The following is a 24,906-nucleotide window of genomic DNA, read 5'->3' on the forward strand; positions in this document are numbered from 1 at the left end:
TGGTCGGTGTGGCGCTGGACAAGCGCGAGGATCTGCCGGGGCCCGTACGCGGTCTCGTCCCGTCCGCAGGCGCAGACCGAGCGCGCGGAGGGGATCGCGCCGTAGGGGGCACAGATTTGGAGCGTGGCGACGATGTATCGGCCGTCCGCCGGGCGCGGGTCAGGGCGAACAGATGAAGGGACGCCCTGACGGGCGACGACTTTCGGCGCCCTACTGCCGTCTGTGCCGCGGCCCGGTTCGGCGAGGCCGGGGCCGGTGGGGCTGTCGGATGGGCTCTTAGCCGGGGGGTGTCCGCGGCCGGTCATGCCGTCGCCCGGGTGCCGGAGTTGTTAGTGATGGACCAGTTCAGTGCGCTGGTGATCGCGGAGCGGTACTCGTAGGGCTTCAGGCCGGCCGCTTCCGCCCCCCAGCTAAGAGCCTCCTCGACCTCGTCGCGGTCGAGGTCGCCGGACGCGATCAGCCGCCCCAGGGCTCGCGCGGCCCGGACGAGCACCTTGTTCCGCCCGCCCTCAGCCGCTGTCTCGACATTCCGGCGCTCGTTGCGCAGGGCCGCCGCAGCGTAGGCGGCCCGCCGACCTGTGGGGGCTCCGGAGACGTGGGGGCGGAGCGGTACGGCCTTGATCGTGGGCGGGGCCGTCAGCCGGGCGTGCAGCCACGCGGGAAGCGGGGCGGGGGGCCGGTCGTCGGCGATCTCGTAGCGCCCGGCCGGGGTGATGCTGCCGGGGGCGACGACGTAGCCGCCCCACGCCCGGGTGTCGATGTGCCGACCTAGGGTGTCTGCCGTGCAGCGCATCGGGGCGCCGGGCGGGGCGGCGAAGTACAGGTGCAGCCCGCCGGACGGGGTGGCCACGGTGTGCGTCTCCGGCAAGGTCTCGCCGAGGGTCGTGCACAGGTTGTGGAGGATCTCGCAGCCGTGATGGGTGCCGGGCGGGTCGGAGGGCTTGGGCGGGTCGAGGTCCACGACCACCAGCCCGGCCGGTCCCGTGGCCAGGCCGATGTTGTACGCGCGGGGTGCCCATGCTGCGCAGATGCGGTCGGGGTCGGTGGTGGCGCGCTGCTCGGGCTTGGCGTGCCCGTCGGCGCAGTCCCCGGTACGGGGGCAGTGGGTCTCTCCGTGGAGGGCAGAGACCTTGGAGCCGGGCCGGAGCGGGATCACCGGCCAGCCGCGGGCGGCGGCGGCTAATGCTGCGGTCAGCAGCGCAGACAAGAGTTGGTGGGTCATGCTGGGTGTCTCCAGTTCTCGTGAGTGCTGGATGCGAGGGCGGCCCCGGGTTCATTGGCGTGAGGTTGGGGCCGCCTTGTCGTGCGTCAGTCGGTGGCCGTGTCATCGGCCATGTCGTCCAGCTGGAGCAGGAGTTGTCCCAGCTGACGGCGAGTGATCTGGCGGGTGTACGGCTGGTCGAGGTCCTCCCAGTCAAGTTCGACGGTGAGGACGTACTCGGCGTCGTCGTGGTCGGCATGCATGGGCGTCCCTTTCAGCGGTTGTTGATGGTTCCGGTGGCCTTGCCGAACAGGCCGGTGGCGGTGATGTTCTGGGTGACGTGCTGTACCGGTCCGGCGCGGTGGCCGGTGTTCCCGCGGCCGGCGCGGAGGAGCAGGGGCGCTGCGGCGCTGGCAGCGAGGAGGGCGACGGCGGCCCAGAGGGCTTCGGTCATGGCGATCAGTCCCGGGGCTGCGTAGGCGATGCCGAATCCGGCGGCGGCGACCCCGCCGCCGACGGTCGGGGCGAGCAGGGCGGTGGTCTTGGCCCACACCGGCACTGACTCGCGGGCGCGTTCCGGTTGGGTGGGTGCGGGGTTGGTGTAGGCGAGGGTGCGCACGCCGTTGGGGAGGGTGACCCAGTCGACGCCGGGCGGTATCTCGGCGGGCAGGATCACGGTCGGCTGGACGGGCGCGGGCCGGTATGCGGGGTCGCCGTAGTGGGTGGCGGTGGTGGTGCTCGGGAGGGTGGGTTCATAGGGCATTGCAGGCTCCTGTACGCGGCGACGGGCCGCCTGCTGGTGGCAGGGGCGGCCCGTGTGGGTGGTTGCGCTGCGTGCTTGTAGTGGGGTGTGGCTACTGGGTAGTGGGTAGTGGGGTCCCCACTAGAAAGGCCAGTTGAAAGCCCCTGGGCGCCCCAGTAGGGCCGGTAGTGGGTACTGGGGGCATGCCCCAGTACCCACTACCCGGTAGCTGTCTGCGATGGGTCAGGCGTGGTCGGGGTGGACGTAGACGGAGTGCGGTCCGTTGTCCCGGTAGACCAGCTCCCTGCGGTCGGCCGCGTCCTTGAGGGCCTTGCGGACGGTCTTGCGGTCCTTGCCCACCTGGTCGGCGACCGCGGCCGGCTTCATACCCTCCGGCCCGGCGGCGTAGATTGCGGTGATGGCGTCCGGCAGCCATCCGGGGCCGGTGTCGGCCTGCTCACCACGCAGCGCCTTGAGATTCAGTCCCTGAGAGGTGCGGGGTTCCGGTTCCGGGCTGGCGGCGGGTTCGGGGGTGGTGGCGAACTGGGCGTCGATCTCGCGCATGAACTCCGCAGCGAGCCGGTCCTCGTCCGTCGCGCCCGCGGCCGGGGCGGGCCCGGCGTTCCGGAGGGCGCTCAGGTTCAGCCCGCCGGTCGCGGCCGACGCGGTCTTGCCATGTGCCTCGGCCCCAGCCTCGGGTTCGCTCGGGTCGGCGTTGGTCATCCAGGCGGTGCGGGTGTGGTCCCAGCGGCGGGCGTAGTCGGGGCCGGCGGCCTTGGCCGAGACGTTGTCGAGGCGGGGGTGCCGGTCGGATGTGGCGATGACGATGTCGCGGATCTGGTTGGGCAGGATCCGCCAGGACTTGAACAGGCCCGCCGGGGACTCCGGCGTTCCCATGAATCCCGAGCCCTTGTACGGCGCCTGCTCAACGCGCAGGCCCCGGGAGCCGGGGAACATCTTGTTCAGGTCCATGCCCTCGGTCTCACCGCCGGTCAGGGCCACCCGGACCTTCCCTTCACGGCGGATCATCAGATTGCCGAGCACACTGCTCGTGGCACCCAGCGCGGTCAGGATCGTTCGGATCCCCATCGAGCGGAGCATCCGGATCACTTCCAGGATCTTCTTGGCGAGCTTCCGCATCTGCTGATCGGTGCTGGTCAGGATCTCCGCACCCTCGTCCACCACCAGCATGATCTGCGGGATCTCCGCGCTGATCGGCAGCAGGTCGGTGTTCGCCTTGGCCAGCAGGTCCTGATACGCCTGCTTGCGGCGCAGCCCGACCCGCAGCGCGGCATCGAGCATCAGCTCGGCCTCCTCAAAGGTGGACGCGAGCCAGTCCACGCCCGGCCGGACCGCCTGCCCGGCCTCGGCGGTGAGGGCGGGGCGGACCCAGGGCAGGCCGGCCGATCCGGCGTTGAGGTCAATGACCCAGGTCAGGCCGTCGTTGGCGCGGGCGAGTCCGGCCAGGACACCGTGGAGCAGGTTCGTCTTGCCCGATCCGGTCGGGCCGACCAGCAGCGCGCACTGCTCGCGCAGGTAGGCGTTGACCGGGGTGCCGTCGGTGCGGACACCCCAGGGCATGCCGGTCAGGATCGACAGAGGGCTGTAGTCGGTGGGGTAGCCGATCTCTTCGGCCAGGACGTTGACGGTGGTGACGTCGATCAACACGCGGCCCTGGTCGATGCCGGGGGAGGCGGCAGCGGTGCAGCCGTGCGGCAAGCGGGCATCGGCGGACAGGCGGGTGTTGTGCTGGGCAACCCGGTCCCACGGAATGCCGCCCTGGGGCAGTTCGGCGTCGATGGTGAACCCGGTCCCCGTCGGCCACATCTCCACCGCCAGCACGCGCAGGGTGATCCCGCAGACCCGCTGCACCCGGTCGACCCACTCGGCGGCGATCGCCCGCCGCTCCGCGGACAGCTCGCGGGCGACCTGCCGTTCGGCTTCCTCCAGGGCGACGTTCTCGCGGGCCTCTTCGTAGAGGCTGGTGAAGTGGGTGGCGGCGGCCATGCCCATGCCGAGGGTGGCCAGGGAGCCGAGGGCAGTCCAGGACAGGGGGGTGGTGGTGATGGCCCAGGTGGTCCAGCCTCCGGCCAGGAGCCAGGAGGCGGCGCGGGCGCCGATGGTGCGGCCGGCCAGTTTCTGGCGGAGGCCGGCGGCGGTGTGGCCGATCGCTCCGGCGGTGCCGAAGGCGAGGGCCCAGGTGGGGGGCATGTGGGTGGCGGCGCCGATGGTGGACAGGGCGAAGGATCCGGTGGTGGCGGACAGGGCGCCGGTCACAGGTCCGTGACCGGCGGCCCAGTCCAGGGCCACCCCGGTGTGCTGGGGGGCGGTGGCGGCCATGATCAGACGTTCCATCCCTTCTCGGCCTCGGGCCCGTTGCGGGGGTCCTCGTGGCGGGCGATGTCGTGCTCGTGGACCATGCGGAACACGCCGCACAGGTCGTCGGCCACCGCGGTCGCGGAGTTCAGGGCGCCGTAGATGTCGGCGAAGCCCTGAGCGACTTCCTTCTCCAGCGGGAACTCACTGTCGGAGCGCTCGGCGAGGATCTGCATGATGTTCGCGACCGACGCCAGGGCCTCGGGCAGTCCGTCGATCATCGCGAGGATTTCCATGGCGGACTCGGGCTCGTAGGACTGGGCGGCCTGCTCCATCTCGGCGGCGAGTTCCTCGAACCGGAACCCCGACCCGCTGCTGCTGGACGTACTCACGGTGTCTCCCTCACTGATGACGGGCGGTGCGGTGGTGTTGGTGCGGTCGGGCCGTTCGGCCCGCTCCCCGAGCGGCTGTTCGTCCTGCTCGGCCTCGGCGGCGGCCTGCTCCTCCGCAGCCGCTTCGTCCTGGTCGAGCTGGGCGTGGATGTCGGTGTCGCGCTGCTGGCGTTCGGTGCGGGCCCGGCTGGTCAGCCAGCGGAACAGCCGCCGGCCGGGGTTCATCAGCCAGGCCATGCCGAGCTTCCGGCCCAGTGGGGTGGTGAGCATTCCGGCGGCGCCCATGAGCGCGCCGAGAACGCCGGCGGCGGCCCGGCGGGCTTGGTAGCGGGCCGCGGACCGGCGCAGGGCCTTGCGGGCGGCTTTCTGGGCGGGGGCCTTCAGTGCGGCCACCCGCCGGGTGCGGGCGGCCTGGCGGGCGGACTGCTCACCGGCCCGGACCTGCCCGGCCGTGTGCCGGTCTTGGGCCTTGCGGCCCGCGGCTACGGCCCGGTCCCGTATCCCTGCCGCCTTGCCCGCCGCCATGCCGACCAGGCGCCCAGCGGGGCCCCGCTCAGCCTGTTTGCCGGTCTGGGGTGCGGGGGTGGTGCGAGCGGCGGTCTTGGCCGCGCGGCGGGCATCGGCGACCTGCCGTCGGGCTCCCGTATCGGCAGCCCGGCGGGCGGCCCGGGTCGGGGTGTCGTGGCGGGCCTGCTGCCGCAGCTCCGTCACGCGGCCCGCCCGGCCGCCACCCGGCACCCGGGACAGCACACCCGAACCCTTACGCCGGGACGGCGCCTTGGCCTTCCCCACCGGTGTCACGGAACCGCGTGGGCTGCCACCGGTGGTCTTGGGCGAGGCGCCCGTGGCCCGGCTGGTGCTGCCTGGACCGGCTCGGCGGCCGGCACCGGCGGCGGAGGCAGCACGGTGGCTGCCGCGCGGCTGGGAGGGAACCAGCCCCGACGCGCGGGGCGACCGGCCGGAGAACGTGGCCGCCGTCGATGCCGTGGGCTGGGGGCGGCGGGCAGGGGACTTGCGTTTGTCCTGCTTGGTGCGGGTGGCCAGGGTTCCGAGGACGACGGCGGCGGTCATGGCGACCGCCGCGGCGACCGGTCCGGCGGCCATGCCCGCGGCCCCGACCAGCCCGGCGGTCGTGTTCGTCCCGGCCAGGCCCAAAGGCAGGACCGGCAGGCCACCGGCCGTGTGCTCGACCTGGGGTTCGCGCTGCTGCTTGGGAGCGGGCGGATCGGCCGGGGGCGTGTCCTGGTCGGGTGGGGCTGTTGGCGGGGTGAGGGTCTCGGTCATGCTGAACGTGCCTCCTTGAGGTAGGGGCCCGGCCGGATCTGTGGTGGAGAGGGCCGGGCCCGAACTGCAGTGACGGGGTGTTCAGGCAGAGCAGGGGTTGCAGGCGCCCAGGTGGGCGGGGATGACGTATCCGGCGTCCCGTCCGCAGTGCGGGCAGGTCCGCCGGGCCGCGTTCGCACGGGCCAGGGCCGCGCGCTTGGCCGCGGTGAACGGCCGGACAGGGCGGGCCAGGTCGATCCGGTAGAGGTAGGCGATCAGCGGCCCTCGCTTCCGCCGGGGGCGCCGCAGCTCCGCCACGACGTCCTGTCCACCGGGGCGGAGCCCGGCCGCGCGGAGCTGTCGGCGGGTGGCCAGGCCGTCCGGGGCGAGGTGCCACCGGTAGACCGGCAGGGTGCTCACTGGGCGGCCTCGTCGGTGGCAGAGGAGTGGGTGGCGAACTGGGTGTAGACCTTGTGGACGTAGGAGGTGGACCGGGTGGACAGCCGGGCGGCGTGGCCGATCGAGTCGCCGTTCACCCAGCACTCACGGATGATCCGCTTCGCCTCTTCTGCCGGAAGTTTCTCGACCGGTTCGGGGTGGAGGGGGACGACGGTGGTGGCACGGGGGATGGTCAGGGGATACACCCGGCGGCCACCGCAGATGACCAGCGAAGATACCCCCAGCCTGCCCACGGACTCAGCGACCGCCGGAGCAGCCGCGGGGGTGGTGGACGGCGGCGCGGGTGCAGGGTGGACGGCAGGGGGATGCACCCCGGCTGTCACGGTGTCCCCCTCGGTGGCCCGCAGGTACTCGATCTTGTCCAGGATCGTCCGCCGGTAGTGGCTGATGGCCTCGGCGAGCGCGATCAGCAGCACCGGGGGGATGGAGTGGAGAACCAGCCCTGCGGGGTCGACGGAGTGGGGGACGCCGAAGGGCGTCCCCTCGGGCCAGAGGGAACCCCAGCAGTTCATCACCCACGTGGCCACCCCGGCGAACCAGCGCAGCACGGTCGCCCATCCCGAGGGGCGCAGACCGTACTCCGACAGGCGGCCATCGAAGAGGAGCACCGTGCCGAGCGCGACAGCGACCATGGGGTCCAGCAGCCAGGCGATCCACGGTGAGACGTGGTGGTCGATGGCGAAGGTGGTGACGTTGGTCGCGGTGAAGATCAGCGCCACGGTGCAGATGAACACCAGCACCCGTGTCAGCGAGGCCAGCAGCCGCTCCAGCGCGCGGATCTGAGCCGCAGCGCTCCGCGCCTTCACCGGCCACCACCAGACCCGTTCGGCCGGACGGCGGCGGTGGCCATCAGCAGCACCGACGTGTCCCAGCACTCGTCCGGCTCCCCCTCCACCCAGGACCAATCGGCCCCGGGCTCCACCTCGTAGCCGAGGTCGGCCAGGGCCTGGTCCCGCTCGGCCTGTGTCGGGATGGGCGAGCCGACCGGCCAGTCGTACGAGGGCCACCGGGTCTCGCCCATGAGGACGACGAACAGGTGCCACCCGGCACGGTTCGACATCTGCGCGGTCAGGTGCATCACGCCACCTCCGGCGCGACCGCCGCAGCCTTGTTCGCCGCGTCCCGGCGGGCCGCCAACACCTTGCGGTGCGCCCGTCGGATCCGGCGGGCGCTGAACTCCGAGGCCGGACGGTCCAGCAGCGCGATCAGCGCGTCCAGCAACTCGACCTCCGCGGTGATGACCGGCATCTCTGCCTCGATCGCGTCCAACTCCGCGTCCGTCGGCTCCAGATCGGCCGGCAGGGCGGTAACACGGTTCTGACGTGCAGCGATGAACTTCATTGGGTCTTGCTCCTCTCACACAGGAACGGGACCGAACAGCGCCCCCGGTGTTCGAGCACCGGGGGCGCACGTCGTTGTGAAGCAGGAAGAACTCCGGCTCCCCTCGACCCCGCCCGTACGAGACGGGCGGAGGAGGCAACCGGCCGCAGCACGAGAACCCTGCGGATAGCTGGTGTGCGGACCTGAGCCGCACCGGCCGCCTCTGCGGGGAGGCGGCCTTTCATTCGTCACACTGTTGAGTTCTCAAGGGGCAATCGCTTCCTTTCGAGCCCCTCCCAGGACCCGTCCGGGCGCTTCGTGCGGTGGTGCGAGTGCATGCCAGAGCCGAGCCAGTTCGGCTCATCTGGTGCGCACCAGTAGGTTGGCATCTGGTGCGCACCAGATGCAACCCCCTGTTTGGTGGGTTGCTCGGCGTGCATCTCTAGGGAACGGCTCAAGTTGGGTGTCTCGGTAGCCAACTGGGGTTAACCTCAAGAGGGTTAACCAGCTCTCACCTGCGGCTTTATGGGAGGCGGCGTGGGCACGGGGTTACGAGTGATCAGGACCGCCCGTGGGTGGTCTCAGGACCGATTGGTCTACGAGATGCGGCGGTTCGCGGAGCAGCGGCTCTTGGGAATCGCGTCATCGGCGAGCCTGAAGGTCTACATCTCGGAGTGGGAGAACGGCCGGCGCCCGATCACGGATCGGTATGCAGCGATCCTTCGGCCCCTCTTCGGTGCCACAGACGCTGAGCTACGAGGAGAGCCGGAACCGCAGCCTCAACAGGCGGACGGATATGAGGATCTGCTGAGCAGGATCGATGCCGCGGTCAGCCTCAGTGTGTCCATGGTGCAGACGTTCCTGGATCAGACAGAGCTGCTGCGGACGATGGACCGGCAGATGGGTGCGGCTGGTCTCGTTGACCAGATGAACGGGCACCTGGCGAGGATGGAGGACGCGCTGACCTTCGCGGTGCTGCCGAGTGCGCGGCGGCCGATCGCCACGGCGCTGGCGGGGGCATCGACGCTGGCAGCGTGGCAGGCGCTGGACGCTGGGGCCGTGGAGCGGGCATGGCGGCACTACGAGCTTGCGAAGAAGGCTGCCCAGGACGCGGATTCACCGATGTATCTGGCACACGCCATGGGGGAGCAGGCGTACGTGCTGCACGACGCTGGCCGGCCGCAGCTGGCGGTGGAGCTGGTGCGGGACGCGCGGACCACTCAGGCGAACCGTCAGTCGCCGCGCCTACGGGCCTGGCTCGCTGCCGCGGAGGCGGAGCTTTGCGGGGGAGCGGGGATGACGGAGGACGCCCGGAGGGCGCTGGAACAGGCGAACTCGCTGCTTCCGGATGACGGCGAGACGCGGGACCCGGACATGGCGAGCATCTTTCTGAACAAGGACCACCTGGCGAGGTGGCGCGGGAACGTGCTCGCCAAGCTGGGGGACAGCTCCGCGATGGAGGAGCTGTACGCCTCGCTGTCGGCCGCCGACGCGTCGTTCGTGCGCGCGAAGTCTGGGCTGCACTGTGATCTCAGCCAGGCCCATCTTGCGCGGGGAGAGCTCGAAGATGCACGCAGCCACCTGCAACAAGCGCGGTTGCTGGCGAACCGCACGGGGTCCGTGCGGTATCGCCGGCGGGTGGAGATGCTTACCGGACGCCTGTAGAGCGCGTGGCCAGGATGTGCAGCAGGGCAACCAGGGTTCCTGATCCCATCAGCTTGCCCTCGCTCATCAGGCGGGGGATGTCGTCGAGAGGGACCCACGCGACCTCGCCCGCCTCCTCCGCGTCGGTGGGCTCGCCCACCTTCTCGGCTCCACGGGCCACGAAAATCTCGTGGGGCGAGTCGACCATGCCGATCATGGGCTGGTAGCTCACGACGTGCTCGATGAGACCGGGGCGCCAGCCCGTCTCTTCCTCGGTCTCCCGGGCGGCGGTGGCGGCGGCGTCTTCGCCCTCGTCCACGATCCCCCCGGGTAGCTCCCACCCCCACTGCTGCGGCACGAAGCGGTACCGCCAGAGCATGAGCACCCGGTCCTGGTCATCGATCACGGCCGTGACGGCCACGCGGAAGAGCCGGACCACGTGATGTTCGAAGCGCTCCACCCCAGGGGGCTCCACGTCGACCAGGTCGAGGTTCACCCATCGGTTCTCGTACACGGACCGCGAGCCGTGGACCTTCCAGGGTTCACCTTCTGCCGGCGCGGGAGTGGATCCCCCGACAAGCACGCGATATGAGCTGCGGTCGTGCGCCTTGATGAAGTGCTCGTTTACCAGCCGCGTCAGCACCTGTCGCAAGGCGGTACGGCCGATCTCCAGATCGGCACTCATGGACCGTTCGGACGGCAGCTTGTCCCCGGGAGAGTACCGGCCCTCCTCGATCCAGGACCGGATCGTTTCGTAGACCCTCTGAGTCTTGGGTCCCATCCTCGGCGCACACTCCCCGATCGGCGGCTCGTGTTCGCCAGCGTAACGGGGCCGGTGGCGCGGATGGAGTACGGATGACTCAACCATCAATCTCTGCTCCTCCATGTTCAGCGGGCGGAGAGGCGGGGCGGTCCTGGGCTTTGAGGGTGACCTCTTCTGATCGCTAACGGATCGGTCAGTAGCTCTGGTGCAGGGTGTTCGGCTGCGCCAGGATGCCCGCCATGGGAAGAAAGGCTGCTGACGGCAGCTCGATACTTGTGCACAAGATCAGAGTCGGATGCTGGACTGTTGTCTTCGTAGCATTTGCGGCTCTTTTCGTTGTTGGTCTGATCTTCGGCGAGGGCGAGCCCGAGCCTCTCAAGGCAGAAGTGGGGGGTTGCATGGCCACGAGTGGCGCAGAGCCAAGCTTGGTCCCCTGCGATTCGGCCGCGGCTGACGCCAAGATTCTCCGGATTTTCGAGAACCAGACCAACCCAGAGCTGTGCCGACCAGTACCGGGCGTGACGGAGGCATACGAACTTCGCGGCACGTGGCGCGTAGGTGGTGCGGACGGCGTTGATGTCGCCGATACCGGTGAGAAGGACGTCGTCTGCGTGGGGACTAAGTAGCGTCTCTACCGGGCCGCCCCTGGGCCGTCGAATGACGGCCCAGGTGGGCCGATGACACCCGCCAACGACCAACAAGGGTCCGGCGCGCGATGCACCGAGCCTTGCCTCTTCTCCCTGCTAGACCCAGGTGTCCAGCCACATTCGGTTGCGCCAGGAGTCCATGGGCAGGGTCTCGCCGGTGTACAGCGGCCAGAAGTAGATGAAGTTCCAGATGATCAGCAGAACCAGGACGCCCGCCGTGATGGCCCCCAGGGCGCGCCTCCGCTCCGAGGAGCCGGCCGGGCCCAGGAGGGCGCCGATCATCATCGCCACCGCCAGGCACAGGTACGGGACGAACACCACCGCGTAGAAGAAGAAGATCGTGCGCTCCTGGTAGTTGAACCAGGGCAGGTAGCCCGCGGCCACACCGCAGGCGATGGCGCCGGCCCGCCAGTCGCGGCGGAACGCCCACCGCCACAGCACGTACAGCAGGGCGAAGCAGGCCGTCCACCACAGCAGCGGGGTGCCCAGGGCCAGCACCTCGCGGGCGCACTTGGCGGTCTCGGAGGCCGGGCAGCCGTCGGTGCCGGGGGCGGGGGACTCGTAGAAGTAGGAGACCGGGCGGCCCAGGACCAGCCAGCTCCACGGGTTCGACTCGTAGGTGTGGCCCTCGGTCAGGCCGACGTGGAACTTGTAGACCTCGGTCTCGTAGTGCCACAGGCTGGTCAGCCAGTCCGGCAGCCAGGCCGGGCCGCCCTGCTTGGCGGCCCAGTCGCGGAAGTAGCCGCCCTTGCCGTTGGCCGGGCTGAGGATCCAGCCGGTCCACGAGAGCACGTAGACGAGGAGCGCCACCGGGACGACGGAGGAGAACGCGGGCAGCGCGTCACGGCGCAGCATGGCCAGGTACGGGGTGCCCGCGCCCGCGACCCGGCGCGAGGCCGCGTCCCACAGCACGGTCAGCACACCGAAGAAGGCCAGCACGACCAGGCCGTTCCACTTGGTGCCGAAGGCCAGGCCCAGGCACACGCCGGCGGCGATCCGCCACGGGCGCAGTCCCAGCCGGGTGGTCTCCGCGATCAGCGCGTCCGGGCGGGTCCGCCCTTCCTCGTCCACCGGGAGCGCCGCCGCCAGCCGGGCCCGCGCCAGGTCCCGGTCGATCAGCAGGCAGCCGAAAGCGGCCAGCACGAAGAACATCAGCACCAGGTCGAGCAGCGCCGTCCGGCTCATCACCAGGTGCAGCCCGTCCACCGCGAGCAGCGCACCGGCCAGGCAGCCCAGGAAGGTCGAGCGGAACAGCCGCCGCCCGATCCGGCACAGCATCAGCACCGACAGGGTGCCCAGCAGGGCCGTCATGAAGCGCCAGCCGAACGGAGTGAAACCGAACATCCACTCGCCGAGGCCGATCACCCACTTGCCCACCGGCGGGTGCACGACGTAGCCCGGGTCCAGCGGGAGCGCCACCCCGTCCGGATTCGCGATGATCGACTTGTCGACGTCCTTGGGCCAACTCGCCTCGTAGCCCTGCCGGATGGTCGCCCACGCGTCCTTCGCGTAGTACGTCTCGTCGAATATCACCGCCTTCGGGCGGCCCAGGTGCCAGAACCGCAGCACCCCCGCGACCAGCGCGATCAGCACCGGACCCAGCCAGGCCAGCACCCTGCCCAGCGCCCCGCCGGCGTCCGCCGGCACCCCGAGGGCCGCCCAGAGCTGTCCGGACGGTCGGGCGTACGGCGGCACCAGGCGCGCGCGGACGTCGTCCCGCGGGGGCGGGCTGGGCGCGTGGGGCTCGGCGAGCGTCGGGGTCGCGGTACTGGTGGTCACCGGGTCATCGTAGGGAACGGATCTGTGCGACCCCCAGCACCGGGGAGCCCCGGGCCGCGGACTTGAGAGGATGGGGCGGTGACAGACACGCAGCCCGCCCGCACTTCCCAGCCCGGCCACCCCGGCGTCCTCGTCCTGGCCGGCACCCCGATCGGGGACCTGGCCGACGCCCCGCCCCGGCTCGCCACCGAACTGGAGCAGGCCGACGTGATCGCGGCCGAGGACACGCGGCGGCTGCGCCGGCTCACCCAGGGCCTCGGCGTGCACACCACCGGCCGGGTCCTCTCCTACTTCGAGGGCAACGAGTCCGCGCGCACCCCCGAACTCGTCGAGGCGCTGCTCGGCGGAGCCCGGGTGCTGCTGGTGACGGACGCCGGCATGCCCTCCGTGTCCGACCCCGGCTACCGGCTGGTCGCCGCGGCCGTGGAGCAGGACATCAAGGTCACCGCCGTCCCCGGCCCGTCCGCCGTGCTGACCGCGCTCGCCCTGTCCGGCCTCCCGGTCGACCGCTTCTGCTTCGAGGGCTTCCTGCCCCGCAAGGCCGGCGAGCGCCTCGGCAAGCTCCGCGAGGTCGCGGCCGAGCGGCGCACCCTCGTCTACTTCGAGGCACCGCACCGGCTCGACGACACCCTGGCGGCCATGGCCGAGGTCTTCGGCACCGGCCGGCGGGCCGCCGTCTGCCGCGAACTGACCAAGACGTACGAGGAGGTCAGGCGCGGCGGGCTGGGCGAGCTGGCGGAGTGGGCGGCCGAGGGCGTGCGCGGCGAAATCACCATCGTGGTCGAGGGCGCCGCCGAGGCCGGCCCCGGCGAGGTCGACGCCGATGAGCTGGTGCGCCGGGTGCAGGTGCGCGAGGAAGCGGGGGAGCGGCGCAAGGAAGCCATCGCGGCGGTCGCGGCGGAAGCCGGCCTTCCCAAGCGGGAAGTGTTCGATGCCGTGGTGGCGGCAAAGAACGCGGTACGAAAGGCACCGCAAGCCGGTAAAGAGCTAATCTGAAAAGCAAAGATTAGGCCGTGCTCCGGCTGCTCCGGGAATGAGTCACCCAAAGATCAGCCAACAGTCGACATGGCCTGATGCGCTCTTGCCCGAAGAGGCGTCCACTGGCAGTGGACACCAGCGCTCTAGAGGAGCCGGCATGAGTGAGATCGCAGACACCCCGGTCGCCGCCACCAACCCCCGTCCCGCACCCCCTCCCGGGGTGCAGATCGTGCACGAGGCGTACTCCTTCGCCTGCATGCGGTGCGGCTTCGGCTGGGAACAGGCCTACGAGATCGAGCACCACACCGACATCAACGGCCGGCCCTTCATCATCTACACCGCCGACGGGCAGCGGGTCCCCTCCCCGCTGTCCAACCCCACCTGCCACAACTGCGAGGGCCACGTGGTCCGGATCATGCGGTCCGGCCAGGTCGACACCGTGCTCGGCACCATCGACCGGCTCTACCACCACCGGATAGCCCCGGGGATCGCCGGACCGGTGCCCGCCGGCGCCAACGTCCCGCGCCGGCCGCGGCCGGCGCGGAAGCAGCCGACCCACGCCTCGCCGGGACCGGTGGAGGTCGCCCCGGAGGGGGACCGGCCGCGCCGCGGGCCGATCGCCCGCCTGCTGGCACTCTTCCGGCGGTCATAAGATCGGGCGTATGAGCCCCAGCCCTGCCAAGGACTCCACGAAGTCCGTGAAGGACTCCAAGGAGTCCAAGGACGAGATGCCGCCGCTGCCCGAACCGCTCCGGGTGGCGGTGGCCGACTCGCACACCCATCTGGACATGCAGCGCGGCACGGTCGAGGAGGCCCTCCGCAAGGCCGCCTCCGTCGGCGTGACCACCGTCGTCCAGGTGGGCTGCGACGTGAAGGGCTCCCGGTGGGCCGCCGAGACCGCCGCCGCGCACGACAACGTCCACGCTGCGGTCGCGCTCCACCCGAACGAGGCGCCCCGGATCGTGCTGGGCGACCCCGACGGCTGGTCCCGCCAGGGCGCCCGGGCGGGCGGCGGGGACGCCGCCCTCGACGACGCCCTCGCCGAGATCGAGGCGCTCGCCGCCCTCCCGCACGTCAACGCCGTCGGCGAGACCGGACTCGACCACTTCCGCACCGGCCCCGAGGGCATGGCCGCGCAGGAGCGTTCCTTCCGGGCGCACATCGAGATCGCCAAGCGGCAGGGCAAGGCACTCGTCATCCACGACCGCGAGGCGCACGCCGACGTGCTGCGCATCCTGCGGGAGGAGGGCGCGCCCGAACGCACCGTCTTCCACTGCTACTCGGGCGACGCCGACATGGCCCGCGAATGCGCCGCCGCCGGCTACTACATGTCCTTCGCCGGGACCGTCACCTTCAAGAACGCCCAACCGCTGCGCGACGCCCTGGCGGTGGCCCCGGCGGAGCTGGTCCTCGTCGAGACCGACGCCCCGTACCTCACCCCGGCGCCGTACCGGGGCCGGCCCAACGCGCCGTACCTCATCCCGCTCACCGTCCGGGCGATGGCCGCGGTGCGCGGCATCGACGAGGACGCGATGTGCGAGGCCCTCGCCGCCAACACGGCTCGCGCGTTCGGCTATTAACTCCTGTGCACGCTGTGTAGCGGGTCGACTTTCCTCGGTAACCGCCGCTCCGCTAGTCTCCCCTGCCCGAACCAGGCCGGGCCGGACCAGTGGAGCGAGCGTCGTGAGCGATACCCAGCCGTACGCGGGCGGCACGTACGCGCCCCCGGAGGCGCAGCCCTTCCCCGGGGCCGGGCCGTACCCCGGACCCGGGCCCTTCCCTGGCGCGGAGCCGCCGCCTCCGGTGGGTGCGGACCCGCATCCCGGCCCGGACCCGCATCCCGGCCCGCACCCGCTGCCCTACCCGGGGCCGGAGGCGTACGGGGGCGCGTACCCGGACCCGTACGCCGGCCCCGCCGATCCGTACGCGGGCCCCGGCGGCGGCCCGGACGCCCACCCCGGCCCCTACGCCGCGCCCGGCGGTGACCCGTACGGGCACGGCGCGTACGAGGCCGGCCCGTACGGGGGCGGTGCGTACCGGGGCAGTCCCTACGAGGGCCGTGCGTACGACGGCACCGGCGGGTACGGCGCGCAGGACCACGGCGCCGGTCCGCCCGGAGGCCACGGACCGGGCGGGGCGGGTTCCCCGGACGCCGTCCCGCCCGACGTGCTCGCCGCCCTGGACACCCTCGGCGCCCTGGACTCCCTCGCCCCCGCCGGTCCGGACGGGACCGGCGGGGCGGACGGCGCACCCGCCCCGGACCGGCCCGACGGGGCGTACGCCGTGCCTGCCGCGCCCGCGACGGAGGGCGCCGACCGCGACGCCCCGGGAGGACCGGACGGCAGCGGAAGCCCGGGCGGCCCCGGCGGTCCGGGCGGCTCCGGGGAGGCCCCCGTCCCCGGCCCGCGCACCGGCCGGCGCCGCAAGGCCGCCGAGCCCCAGCCGGGACGCCGCGCCCGCGGCCGGGCCCCGGCCCGCACCCCCGCCCCGCCCGCACCCCCGGCCGTCCCCGCGCCGTCCCCCGCTCCCGGCGGGCCACCGGCACCCGGACCCGGACCCGTCTCCGGACCGCCGCCCGGACCGGCATCCACCCCCAGCCCCAGCCCCAGCCCCGGTCCCGCCCCCGCCGGCGGCCGGTCCGCCGCCCGCGCCCGGCGCGGCCCCGCCGGAGGCGACGGACTGCGGAAGCTCGTCCCCCAGGCCCTGGTCGTGGCCGTGCTGGCCGGCGGCACCTCCGCCTTCGTCGCCGCCGACAAGTCCGTCCGCCTCACCGTCGACGGCGTCCCCCGCACCCTCCACACCTTCGCCGACGACGTCGACGAACTCCTGCGCCGGGAAGGCGTCGGCCTCGGCGAACACGACCTCGTCGCCCCCGCCCGCACCGCCTCCCTCGACGACGGCGACGAGATCGTCGTCCGCTACGGCCGCCCCCTGCGCCTCACCCTCGACGGCGAGCACCGCCAGGTGTGGACCACCGCCGACACCGTCGAGACCGCGCTCCGCCAGCTCGGCGTCCGGGTGGAGGGCGCCTACCTCTCCGCGTCCCGCACCGCCCCCGTGCCCCGCCGCGGCCTCGCCCTGAACGTCCGTACCGAACGCAGCGTCACCTTCATGGCGGACGGCCGGGAACGCACCGTCCGCACCAACGCCGCCACCGTCCGGGAAGCGCTCGACCAGGCCGGCATCGGCCTCGGCGGCCAGGACACCACCTCCGTGCCGCCCGACTCCTTCCCGCGCGACGGCCAGACCGTCACCGTGCTGCGCATCACCGGCACCCGGGAGGTCCGCGACGAGCCGATCCCGTACGTCACCAGGCGGGTCGAGGACCCGGACCTGTTCGCCGGCACCGAGGTCGTCGAACGGTCCGGCCGGCCCGGCGCCCGCCGGGTCACCTACGCCCTGCGGACCGTCAACGGGGTCCGCCAGCGGCCCCGGAAGATCGCCGAGGAGACCGTGCGCGAACCGGTCAACGCGCTGGTGAAGGTCGGCACCAAGCCGCTCCCCAGCTCGGTCACGGGCGCCGACGGACTCGACTGGGTCGCCCTGGCGCACTGCGAGTCGGGCGGGCGGCCCGGCGCCACCGACCCGTCCGGGACGTACGGCGGGCTCTACCAGTTCGACGTACGCACCTGGCAGGGGCTCGGCGGCAGCGGCCGGCCGCAGGACGCCGACTCCGACGAGCAGACGTACCGGGCCAAGAAGCTCTACGTGCAGCGGGGGGCGAGTCCGTGGCCGCACTGCGGCCGTAGGCTTTACCGGTGAGCACCGCAGAGCCGACCGAGCAGCCGTCCGAGCCGCAAGGCACCCCCGACGCCCTCCTGGGCCCCGCCGACATCCGCGAACTGGCCGCGGCCCTCGGCGTACGCCCCACGAAGCAGAAGGGGCAGAACTTCGTCATCGACGCCAACACCGTCCGCCGGATCGTCCGCACCGCCGAGGTGCGGCCCGACGACGTGGTCGTCGAGGTCGGCCCGGGACTGGGCTCGCTGACGCTGGCCCTGCTGGACGCCGCCGACCACGTCACCGCCGTGGAGATCGACGACATCCTCGCCGCGGCACTGCCCGCCACCATCGAGGCGCGGCTGCCGGCGAAGAAGGACCGCTTCGCGCTGGTCCACTCCGACGCGATGCTCGTGCAGGAGCTGCCCGGCCCGGCGCCGACCGCACTGGTCGCGAACCTGCCCTACAACGTGGCCGTCCCGGTGCTCCTGCACATGCTCGACCGGTTCCCGACCATCGAGCGGACCCTGGTGATGGTCCAGGCCGAGGTCGCCGACCGGCTGGCCGCCCGCCCCGGCAACAAGGTGTACGGGGTGCCCTCCGTCAAGGCGAACTGGTACGCCGACGTCAAGCGGGCCGGCGCGATCGGCCGGAACGTCTTCTGGCCGGCGCCGAACGTCGACTCCGGACTGGTGTCGCTGGTCCGCCGCACCGAGCCGGTGAAGACCACCGCGACCAAGGCGGAGGTCTTCGCGGTGATCGACGCGGCGTTCGCCCAGCGCCGCAAGACCCTGCGGGCCGCGCTGGCCGGCTGGGCGGGCTCGGCGGCAGCCGCCGAGGCCGCGCTGACCGGCGCCGGGATCTCCCCGCAGGCCCGCGGCGAAGCCCTCACCGTGGAGGAGTTCGCGGCGATCGCGGAGCACAAGCCGGCAGCGGAAAGGCCCGCCCTGTGAGCACCGCCGCAGTGAGCACCACCGCACCCGGTTCCGTCACCGTACGGGTCCCCGCCAAGGTCAACGTGCAGCTCGCGGTGGGCGCCGCCCGCGCCGACGGCTTCCACGACCTCGCCAACGTCTTCCTCGCGGTCTCCCTCCACGACGAGGTCACCGCCACCCCGGCCGCGGAACTGCGGGTCACCTGCGAGGGCCCCGACGCCGACCAGGTCCCGCTGGACCGCACCAACCTGGCCGCCCGCGCCGCCGAACTCCTCGCCGCCCGGCACGGCCTGGAGCCCGCCGTCCACCTGCACATCGCCAAGCGCATCCCGGTCGCCGGCGGCATGGCCGGCGGCAGCGCCGACGGCGCCGGCGCGCTGCTGGCCTGCGACACCCTCTGGGGTCTGGACAGCTCCCGCGAGGAGCTCCTCGACATCTGCGCCGAACTGGGCAGCGACGTCCCCTTCAGCCTGGTGGGCGAGGCGGCGCTGGGCACCGGGCGGGGCGAACACCTGACTCCCGTCGGGGCGGGCACCTTCCACTGGGTGTTCGCGGTCGCCGAGGGCGGCCTGTCCACCCCGGCGGTGTTCCGCGAGTTCGACCGGCTCACCGCCGGCACCGACGTCCCGGTCCCGCAGGCCGACCCGGCCCTGCTGGCCGCGCTGCGCTCCGGCGACGCCGACGCGCTGGCCGCGGCCCTGTCCAACGACCTCCAGGCCGCGGCGCTCTCGCTCCGCCCCGAGCTGGCCGCGACCCTGGACGCCGGCCTCGGCGCCGGGGCCCTGGCCGCCCTGGTCTCCGGCTCCGGCCCGACCACCGCCTTCCTGGTCCACGACCCGGAAGCGGCGCTCAAGGTCGCCGCCGCCCTCGAAGCCTCCGGCACCTGCCGCACCACCCGCACGGCCTCCTCCCCGTCCCCGGGCGCGACGGTCCTGCCCCGCTGAACCCGGGCCCGTGAACCCGGGCCCGGCCCTGCGGGGCCGGGCCCGGCGGATGGACGCCGGTGGAGCGCTGCCGCCCCGCCGGGAAGGTTAGGCTGAGGGGCTGATCCATCCCTTTCCCTGGAGCGCGTCTGATGGCCGTCAATCTGGTCAATGTCGAGGCAGTCAGCAAGGTGTACGGCACCCGTACCCTGCTCGACGGCATCTCCCTCGGCGTGTCCGAGGGGGACCGGATCGGTGTCGTGGGCCGCAACGGCGACGGCAAGACCACCCTCATCCGGATGCTCGCCCGGCTGGAGGAACCCGACAGCGGACGCGTCACCCACACCGGCGGCGCCCGCCTCGGCATCCTCACCCAGCACGACTCCCTCGACCCGGCCGCCACCGTCCGCCACGAGATCATCGGCGACATGGCCGACCACGAATGGGCCGGCAACGCGCGCATCCGCGACGTGCTCACCGGTCTGTTCGGCGGACTCGACCTGCCCGGCTTCAACCAGGGCCTGGACACCGTCATCGCCCCGCTGTCCGGCGGCGAGCGCCGCCGCATCGCCCTGGCCAAGCTGCTCATCGCCGAGCAGGACCTCCTCGTGCTCGACGAGCCCACCAACCACCTCGACGTCGAGGGCATCGCCTGGCTGGCCCAGCACCTCCAGGACCGCCGCTCCGCCCTGGTCTGCGTCACCCACGACCGCTGGTTCCTCGACCAGGTCTGCACCCGCATGTGGGACGTCCAGCGCGGCGCCGTCCACGAGTACGAAGGCGGCTACAGCGACTACGTGTTCGCCCGCGCCGAGCGCGAGCGGATCGCCGCCACCGAGGAGGTCAAGCGGCAGAACCTGGTCCGCAAGGAGCTCGCCTGGCTGCGCCGCGGCGCCCCCGCCCGCACCTCCAAGCCGCGCTTCCGGATCGAGGCCGCCAACGCCCTCATCGCCGACGTGCCGCCGCCCCGCGACCGCAGCGAGCTGATGCGCTTCGCCAACGCCCGCCTCGGCAAGACCGTCTTCGACCTGGAGAACGTCTCCGTCCAGGCCGGGCCGAAGATGCTGCTCAAGCACCTCACCTGGCAGCTCGGGCCCGGCGACCGGATCGGCCTGGTCGGCGTCAACGGAGCCGGCAAGACCTCCCTGCTGCGCGCCCTCGCCGTGGCCGCCCGCACCCAGGGCGAACAGCAGCCCGCCTCCGGTGTGATCACCGTCGGCAAGACCGTACGGCTGGCCTACCTCTCCCAGGAGGTCGGCGAGCTCGACCCGTCCCTGCGCGTCCTGGAAGCCGTACAGCGCGTCCGCGACCGGGTGGACCTGGGCAAGGGCCGGGAGCTGACGGCGGGCCAGCTGTGCGAGCAGTTCGGGTTCACCAAGGAGAAGCAGTGGACGCCGGTCGGCGACCTCTCCGGCGGTGAGCGCCGCCGGCTGCAGATCCTGCGGCTGCTGATGGACGAGCCGAACGTGCTGTTCCTCGACGAGCCCACCAACGACCTGGACATCGAGACGCTGACCCAGCTGGAGGACCTCCTCGACGGCTGGCCCGGCTCGATGATCGTCATCTCCCACGACCGGTTCTTCATCGAGCGCACCACCGACACCGTGATGGCGCTGCTCGGCGACGCCACGATGCGCATGCTGCCCCGCGGTGTCGACGAGTACCTCGAACGGCGGCAGAAGATGGTCCAGGCCGCCGCTGCCGCCGCGGCCCCCGCCGCCGCGGCGGCACCGGCCAAGGAAAAGCCGTCGGGCGACACGCGGGCCGCGAAGAAGGAACTGCAGAAGATCGAGCGGCAGCTCAACAAGCTCGCCGACCGCGAGTCCAACCTGCACGCCCAGATCGCCGAGAACGCCACCGACTACGACAAGGTCGCCAAGCTCGACGCCGAGCTCCGGGAACTGCTCTCCGAGCGGGACGAGTTGGAGATGCGCTGGCTGGAGCTCGCCGAGGAGGCGTGAGTTCCGGGCCGCTCCGGGCGCGTCCGGAGGCATAACGACGGCATCACGGGCCGGTCCTGCCTCGGGAACAGGGGGTGCGACCGGCCCGTTGTCCGTCGGTGGTCAGTGGTAGAAAGGTTCATCCCCCCACTACCTCTGACACGCCGAAGGTATGCGCTGATGACGAACCCGCCGCCCGTTCCTGAGGGTTACGGGCACCTGCCCGGTCCGCCGCAGCACGGGTACGGCGCCCCGCAGCAGGGCCCCAACCCGTACGCGTCGCAACCCCAACAACCCCAACAGCCGCCGCAGCAGCCACAGCAGCCCCCGCAGTTCGGGCAGCCGCAGCCGCCGCAGCCGCCGCAGCAGCCCCCGCTGCCGCCGGGCCAGGCCTTCCCGCCGCCCGTGCCGCCCGGCCCGCCGACGGTCCCGCCCGGCGGGGGCCGCCCCGGTGGACTGCCCGCCGGCCGCAAGGGCATCGTGCTGATCGCCGCCGCCACGGCCGCCGTCCTCGCCCTCGGCGCCGGCGGGTACGTCCTCCTGGCGGGCGGGGACGACGACCCCAAGACCCCGCAGGCCCAGGGCAGCAAGAGCCCCGGCAGCGACGACAAGCCGGGCGGCGCCCCGGCACCGTCCGGCTCCGTGGACGACGGAGACGGCAACGGCAACGGCGGCTCGGAGGAGACCGACCTCAACGCCGGCCGCAAGCCCGGCGAGGACAAGGTCCTCTGGCTGCGCAACAACGACATCGAGCTGCCCGGCGGAGGCGCCGCCTCACCCGCCCAGTGGGTCGTCGGGGACACCGTCGTCAAGGCCGTCGCCAAGTCCGTCACCGCCTACGCGGTCGCCGACGGCAAGCAGCGCTGGACCGTCTCCTTCCCCGCCGAGATCTGCGGGGCCACCGGGCAGACCACCGCCGACGGCAAGACCGTGGTCGCCTTCAAGAACGGCGCCTCCGACACCGCCGACTGCAACCAGATGAAGCTCATCGATCTGAAGGCGGGCAAGGAGGGCTGGACGAAGGAGGTCCCCAAGGAGGGCCTCTTCGACATCATGACCAAGCCCAGCCTGGCCATCACCGGTGACACCCTCACCGTCAGCCGCATGGGTTCGGCCAGCGCCTTCAAGGTCAGCACCGGCGACAAGCTGTTCGGCAAGCCGGAGAGCGGCTGCAGGCCCAGCAGCTACGCGGGTGGAGCCAAGCTCATCGCCATCGCCGACTGCGGTGACCAGACCGAGGAGATCCAGGGCGTCGACCCGGTCACGGGCAAGCCGAACTGGACCTTCAAGGCTCCCAAGGGCTGGACCGTCGACAAGGTCTACGGCACCGACCCGCTGGTCGCCGAGGCGACCAACAAGGCCGAGAAGAAGCGGTCCGTCCTGGTGGTCGGCTCCGACGGCAAGCTGCGCAGCCAGCTCACCGGCGAGGGCAGCTTCGCCGCCCGCTGCGGCCTCTCCATCTTCTCCGGCCCGCAGAGCTGCACCGGCGTGGTCGTGGACGGCCCCTCCAACACCGTCTACATGCCCACCGAGGGCGACTCCAACGAGATCGCCGCCTTCGACCTCACCAGCGGCAAGATCAAGTGGCGGGCCCCGGCCGGCGAAGGCCGCAGCGCCCTCCCGCTGAAGGCGGAGAACGGACAGCTCATCGCCTACCTGGAGCCCTCCTACGACAAGGGCGGCGAGGTACTGTCCTTCCCGGCCGGCGGCGGCAAGCCGACCACCCTGCTGCGCAACCCGTCGGGCGCGGCCACCGTCGAGAGCGGCTTCTTCGAGCCGCAGATCGACTGGGCGGGCGGACGGCTCTTCATCTCGCAGTCCCGCCTGAACGGCCGCAGCGACGGGCCCGAGAAATTCCTGATGGCCTTCGGCAAGTGAACGACGAGAGGCAGTAACCACCGTGAGCACCCCACCCCCACCGCCGCCGAACCAGCCCCCGCCGCCGCCCGGCAATCCGCCCGCGGGCGGATTCGGCGCCCCGCAGGACCCCCGGGCCGCAGGCTTCGGTGCCCCGCAGGACCCCCGCGCCGGAGGCTTCGGCGCACCCCCGCCGATGCCCCCGCAGCAGCCCGCGCAGCCGCCGGCCCCGCCGGCCGCACCGCCGGCCCAGCCGCCCGCCGCCCCCGCCGCACCGGCCCAGCCGCCGGCCGGCCAGCCCGGCTATGGCTACCCGCAGCAGGATTACGGCCACCCGCAGGCGCCCCAGCCCGCCCAGGGCTACGGCTTCCCGCAGCAGCCCGGCCACCAGCCCCAGGCCCCGCACCAGGCGCCCGACCCGTACCGGACCCAGCCGATGGGCGCCGGCAGCCCGGCAGCCCCGCACGGCTCCGGCGGCAGCACCAAGCGCAACCAGCTGCTCATCATCGCCGCGGCCGTGGTGGCCATCGCCGTCATCGTGGCGGGCGGCTTCTGGCTGGTCGGCGACGACGGCGGAGGCGACGACACCCCCACCGCGACCGGCAGCCCCAGCCCGGGCGGCGGGGAGAACAAGGGCGGCGGGACCCAGGGCGGCGGCGGAGCCGAGAAGCCCCAGGGCAACACCAACGCCAAGACCCTGGTCAACGTCGAACAGCCCGTGGTCCCGCCGGACAGCGACGGCGGCTTCAACACCATCGGCACGTACGGCTCCTGGCTCACCGACACGGTCTACGCCAAGTCCGACGTGGCCAAGGTCATCGGCTACAACCTCGACAACGGCAGCCAGAAGTGGACGGTCCCGCTGCCCGGCCACATCTGCGGCGCGAGCCAGCACGTCTCCGGCAACAAGACCGCCGTGCTCTTCCAGTACAAGCTGCCCACCGCCGAGGAGAAGTCCCCGGCCTGCAGCAGCGTCGGGGTCATCGACCTGAGCACCGGCAAGCTGGTGTGGTCCGCCGAGGCCAAGTCCGCCACCAACGGCGACCGGAAGGTGACCTTCGAGGAGATCACCATCAGCGGCAAGACCGTCGCCGCCGGCGGCCTCTCGGGCGGCGGCGCCTGGAACCTCGACGACGGCAAGGTGCTCTGGGATCCCAAGACCGACAACGAGGGCTGCTACGACATGGGTTACGCGGGCGGCGAGGCCCTCGCCGTGCTCCGCAAGTGCGGCCGGATCGGCAGCCAGACCGTCACGGCCCAGGTCCTCGACCCGACCACCGGCGCGCCGAAGTACTCGTACCGGATGTCCCAGGGCATCGACTACGGCCACATCATCTCCACCAAGCCGCTGGTGGTCACCGCCAACGTCAACCGGAGCGCCCCGAACGCCATCGGCATCAGCGACATCTTCCTCATCGACGAGTCGGGCAAGCTGAAGGCCACCATCCCGCTGACCTCGGGCAACTACGACCCGTCCTGCAACAACTCGGACGTGGAGAACTGCTCCAAGATCGCGGTCGGCAACGGGAAGATCTACCTGCCGTCCGTCCAGCACCAGGGCTCCGGCAGCCAGGCCAGCTCCCGTACCAACGAGATCCTGTCCTTCGACCTGAACACCGGCAAGCAGACCACCGACCGCGCCGACGCCGGCGACCGGTACACGATGTACCCGCTGCGCATGGACGGGTCGAACATCATCGCGTACAAGCGCCCGCCGTACGACAAGGGCGGGCAGATCGTCAGCATCGACGGCGCGACGATGAAGCAGACCACCCTGATGGTCATGCCGGACGACAAGGAGAGCCGCAGCGCGGAGACCGCGTTCGTGGAGAAGGCGGAGTACCGCTACGCCGACGGACGCCTGTTCATCGCCGACGACATCATCAGCAGCTCCCGCTCGGTGGTCGGCGACAAGGACTACCTGTTCGTCTCGTTCACCACGCACTGACGCACTGACGCACTGACGCACTGAAGCGCTGACGCACTGACGCACTGACGCACTGAAGCGCTGACGCACTGACGCACTG

General features: G+C 72.1%; 22 protein-coding genes. 11 read left to right on the plus strand and 11 right to left on the minus strand.

Annotated features, from left to right (window positions below):
* Positions 1-301 precede the first annotated feature (301 nt).
* The 9 genes from AB0O36_RS13640 to AB0O36_RS13680 all read right to left on the minus strand — a co-directional run bounded on the left by AB0O36_RS13640 (position 302) and on the right by AB0O36_RS13680 (position 7,714).
* Positions 302-1,222, minus strand: coding sequence for a bifunctional DNA primase/polymerase (locus AB0O36_RS13640; RefSeq protein ID WP_365108600.1), 921 nt, complete (start codon positions 1,220-1,222; stop codon positions 302-304).
* A gap of 86 nt (positions 1,223-1,308) precedes the next feature.
* Positions 1,309-1,464: a hypothetical protein gene (locus AB0O36_RS13645; protein ID WP_365108602.1), complete on the minus strand. Its 156-nt coding sequence runs from the start codon at positions 1,462-1,464 to the stop codon at positions 1,309-1,311.
* Positions 1,465-1,475: 11 nt separating this feature from the next.
* A complete protein-coding gene (locus AB0O36_RS13650) occupies positions 1,476-1,964 on the minus strand; it encodes a hypothetical protein (RefSeq protein WP_365108605.1) in 489 nt (162 codons plus the stop codon).
* 222 nt (positions 1,965-2,186) lie between these two features.
* Positions 2,187-4,298 carry a hypothetical protein gene (locus AB0O36_RS13655; RefSeq protein WP_365108608.1) on the minus strand — a complete coding sequence of 704 codons (2,112 nt, stop codon included), beginning with the start codon at positions 4,296-4,298 and terminating at the stop codon, positions 2,187-2,189.
* Positions 4,286-5,935: a hypothetical protein gene (locus tag AB0O36_RS13660; protein WP_365108611.1), complete on the minus strand. Its 1,650-nt coding sequence runs from the start codon at positions 5,933-5,935 to the stop codon at positions 4,286-4,288. Before AB0O36_RS13660 ends, AB0O36_RS13655 begins: the two co-directional genes overlap by 13 nt.
* 81 nt (positions 5,936-6,016) lie before the next feature.
* A complete protein-coding gene (locus AB0O36_RS13665; protein WP_365108614.1) occupies positions 6,017-6,334 on the minus strand; it encodes an RRQRL motif-containing zinc-binding protein in 318 nt (105 codons plus the stop codon).
* Positions 6,331-7,179: a hypothetical protein gene (locus AB0O36_RS13670; protein ID WP_365108617.1), complete on the minus strand. Its 849-nt coding sequence runs from the start codon at positions 7,177-7,179 to the stop codon at positions 6,331-6,333. The genes AB0O36_RS13665 and AB0O36_RS13670 overlap by 4 nt, the downstream gene beginning before the upstream one ends.
* Entirely contained in the window at positions 7,176-7,451 is a 276-nt protein-coding gene (locus AB0O36_RS13675; RefSeq protein ID WP_365108620.1) for a DUF6303 family protein, read from the minus strand. Before AB0O36_RS13675 ends, AB0O36_RS13670 begins: the two co-directional genes overlap by 4 nt.
* Positions 7,451-7,714, minus strand: a complete 264-nt coding sequence (locus AB0O36_RS13680) for a DUF6284 family protein (RefSeq protein ID WP_365108623.1) — start codon at positions 7,712-7,714, stop codon at positions 7,451-7,453. The genes AB0O36_RS13675 and AB0O36_RS13680 overlap by 1 nt, the downstream gene beginning before the upstream one ends.
* A 516-nt stretch (positions 7,715-8,230) precedes the next feature.
* Between AB0O36_RS13680 and AB0O36_RS13685 the strand changes: the two genes are divergently transcribed.
* The gene (locus AB0O36_RS13685; protein ID WP_365108626.1) at positions 8,231-9,358 is read left to right on the plus strand and encodes an XRE family transcriptional regulator; all 1,128 of its coding nucleotides are present in this window, start codon (positions 8,231-8,233) and stop codon (positions 9,356-9,358) included.
* On the opposite strand, the gene AB0O36_RS13690 is transcribed toward AB0O36_RS13685, so the two are convergent.
* Positions 9,342-10,118 (minus strand): NUDIX domain-containing protein, encoded by a 777-nt coding sequence (locus AB0O36_RS13690; RefSeq protein ID WP_365108628.1) that lies wholly within the window; start codon positions 10,116-10,118, stop codon positions 9,342-9,344. The genes AB0O36_RS13685 and AB0O36_RS13690 overlap by 17 nt on opposite strands.
* Positions 10,119-10,339: 221 nt before the next feature.
* Here AB0O36_RS13690 and AB0O36_RS13695 point away from each other — a divergent pair, with 221 nt between their 5' ends.
* Complete coding sequence (locus AB0O36_RS13695; protein WP_365108630.1) at positions 10,340-10,726, plus strand: hypothetical protein; 387 nt, start codon at positions 10,340-10,342, stop codon at positions 10,724-10,726.
* A 117-nt stretch (positions 10,727-10,843) separates the two neighbouring features.
* Here the strand turns inward: AB0O36_RS13695 and AB0O36_RS13700 are convergent, their stop codons facing one another.
* Entirely contained in the window at positions 10,844-12,442 is a 1,599-nt protein-coding gene (locus AB0O36_RS13700) for a phospholipid carrier-dependent glycosyltransferase (protein ID WP_365108955.1), read from the minus strand.
* 162 nt (positions 12,443-12,604) lie between these two features.
* On the opposite strand from AB0O36_RS13700, the gene rsmI reads away from it, so the two are divergent.
* The 9 genes from rsmI (at position 12,605) to AB0O36_RS13745 (ending at position 24,827) form a co-directional block, all read left to right on the plus strand.
* Entirely contained in the window at positions 12,605-13,522 is a 918-nt protein-coding gene (gene rsmI, locus AB0O36_RS13705) for a 16S rRNA (cytidine(1402)-2'-O)-methyltransferase (protein WP_365108633.1), read from the plus strand.
* 238 nt (positions 13,523-13,760) lie between these two features.
* Positions 13,761-14,156: a hypothetical protein gene (locus AB0O36_RS13710; RefSeq protein ID WP_365108958.1), complete on the plus strand. Its 396-nt coding sequence runs from the start codon at positions 13,761-13,763 to the stop codon at positions 14,154-14,156.
* Positions 14,157-14,232: 76 nt separating this feature from the next.
* Positions 14,233-15,084 carry a TatD family hydrolase gene (locus AB0O36_RS13715; RefSeq protein WP_365108961.1) on the plus strand — a complete coding sequence of 284 codons (852 nt, stop codon included), beginning with the start codon at positions 14,233-14,235 and terminating at the stop codon, positions 15,082-15,084.
* A gap of 103 nt (positions 15,085-15,187) precedes the next feature.
* The gene (locus AB0O36_RS13720; RefSeq protein ID WP_365108636.1) at positions 15,188-17,266 is read left to right on the plus strand and encodes a ubiquitin-like domain-containing protein; all 2,079 of its coding nucleotides are present in this window, start codon (positions 15,188-15,190) and stop codon (positions 17,264-17,266) included.
* Positions 17,263-18,177, plus strand: coding sequence for a 16S rRNA (adenine(1518)-N(6)/adenine(1519)-N(6))-dimethyltransferase RsmA (rsmA, locus tag AB0O36_RS13725; protein ID WP_365108638.1), 915 nt, complete (start codon positions 17,263-17,265; stop codon positions 18,175-18,177). Before AB0O36_RS13720 ends, rsmA begins: the two co-directional genes overlap by 4 nt.
* Positions 18,174-19,103, plus strand: a complete 930-nt coding sequence (locus AB0O36_RS13730; protein WP_365108641.1) for a 4-(cytidine 5'-diphospho)-2-C-methyl-D-erythritol kinase — start codon at positions 18,174-18,176, stop codon at positions 19,101-19,103. The genes rsmA and AB0O36_RS13730 overlap by 4 nt, the downstream gene beginning before the upstream one ends.
* A 131-nt stretch (positions 19,104-19,234) precedes the next feature.
* A complete protein-coding gene (locus AB0O36_RS13735) occupies positions 19,235-21,043 on the plus strand; it encodes an ABC-F family ATP-binding cassette domain-containing protein (protein ID WP_365108643.1) in 1,809 nt (602 codons plus the stop codon).
* A 159-nt stretch (positions 21,044-21,202) separates the two neighbouring features.
* Positions 21,203-22,900 (plus strand): PQQ-binding-like beta-propeller repeat protein, encoded by a 1,698-nt coding sequence (locus tag AB0O36_RS13740; protein WP_365108646.1) that lies wholly within the window; start codon positions 21,203-21,205, stop codon positions 22,898-22,900.
* A gap of 22 nt (positions 22,901-22,922) precedes the next feature.
* A complete protein-coding gene (locus AB0O36_RS13745; protein WP_365108649.1) occupies positions 22,923-24,827 on the plus strand; it encodes a PQQ-binding-like beta-propeller repeat protein in 1,905 nt (634 codons plus the stop codon).
* The last annotated feature ends 79 nt before the right edge of the window (positions 24,828-24,906 follow it).

It is taken from the genome of Streptomyces sp. NPDC089799, assembly GCF_040684755.1.
Taxonomy (GTDB): Bacteria; Actinomycetota; Actinomycetes; order Streptomycetales; family Streptomycetaceae; genus Streptomyces.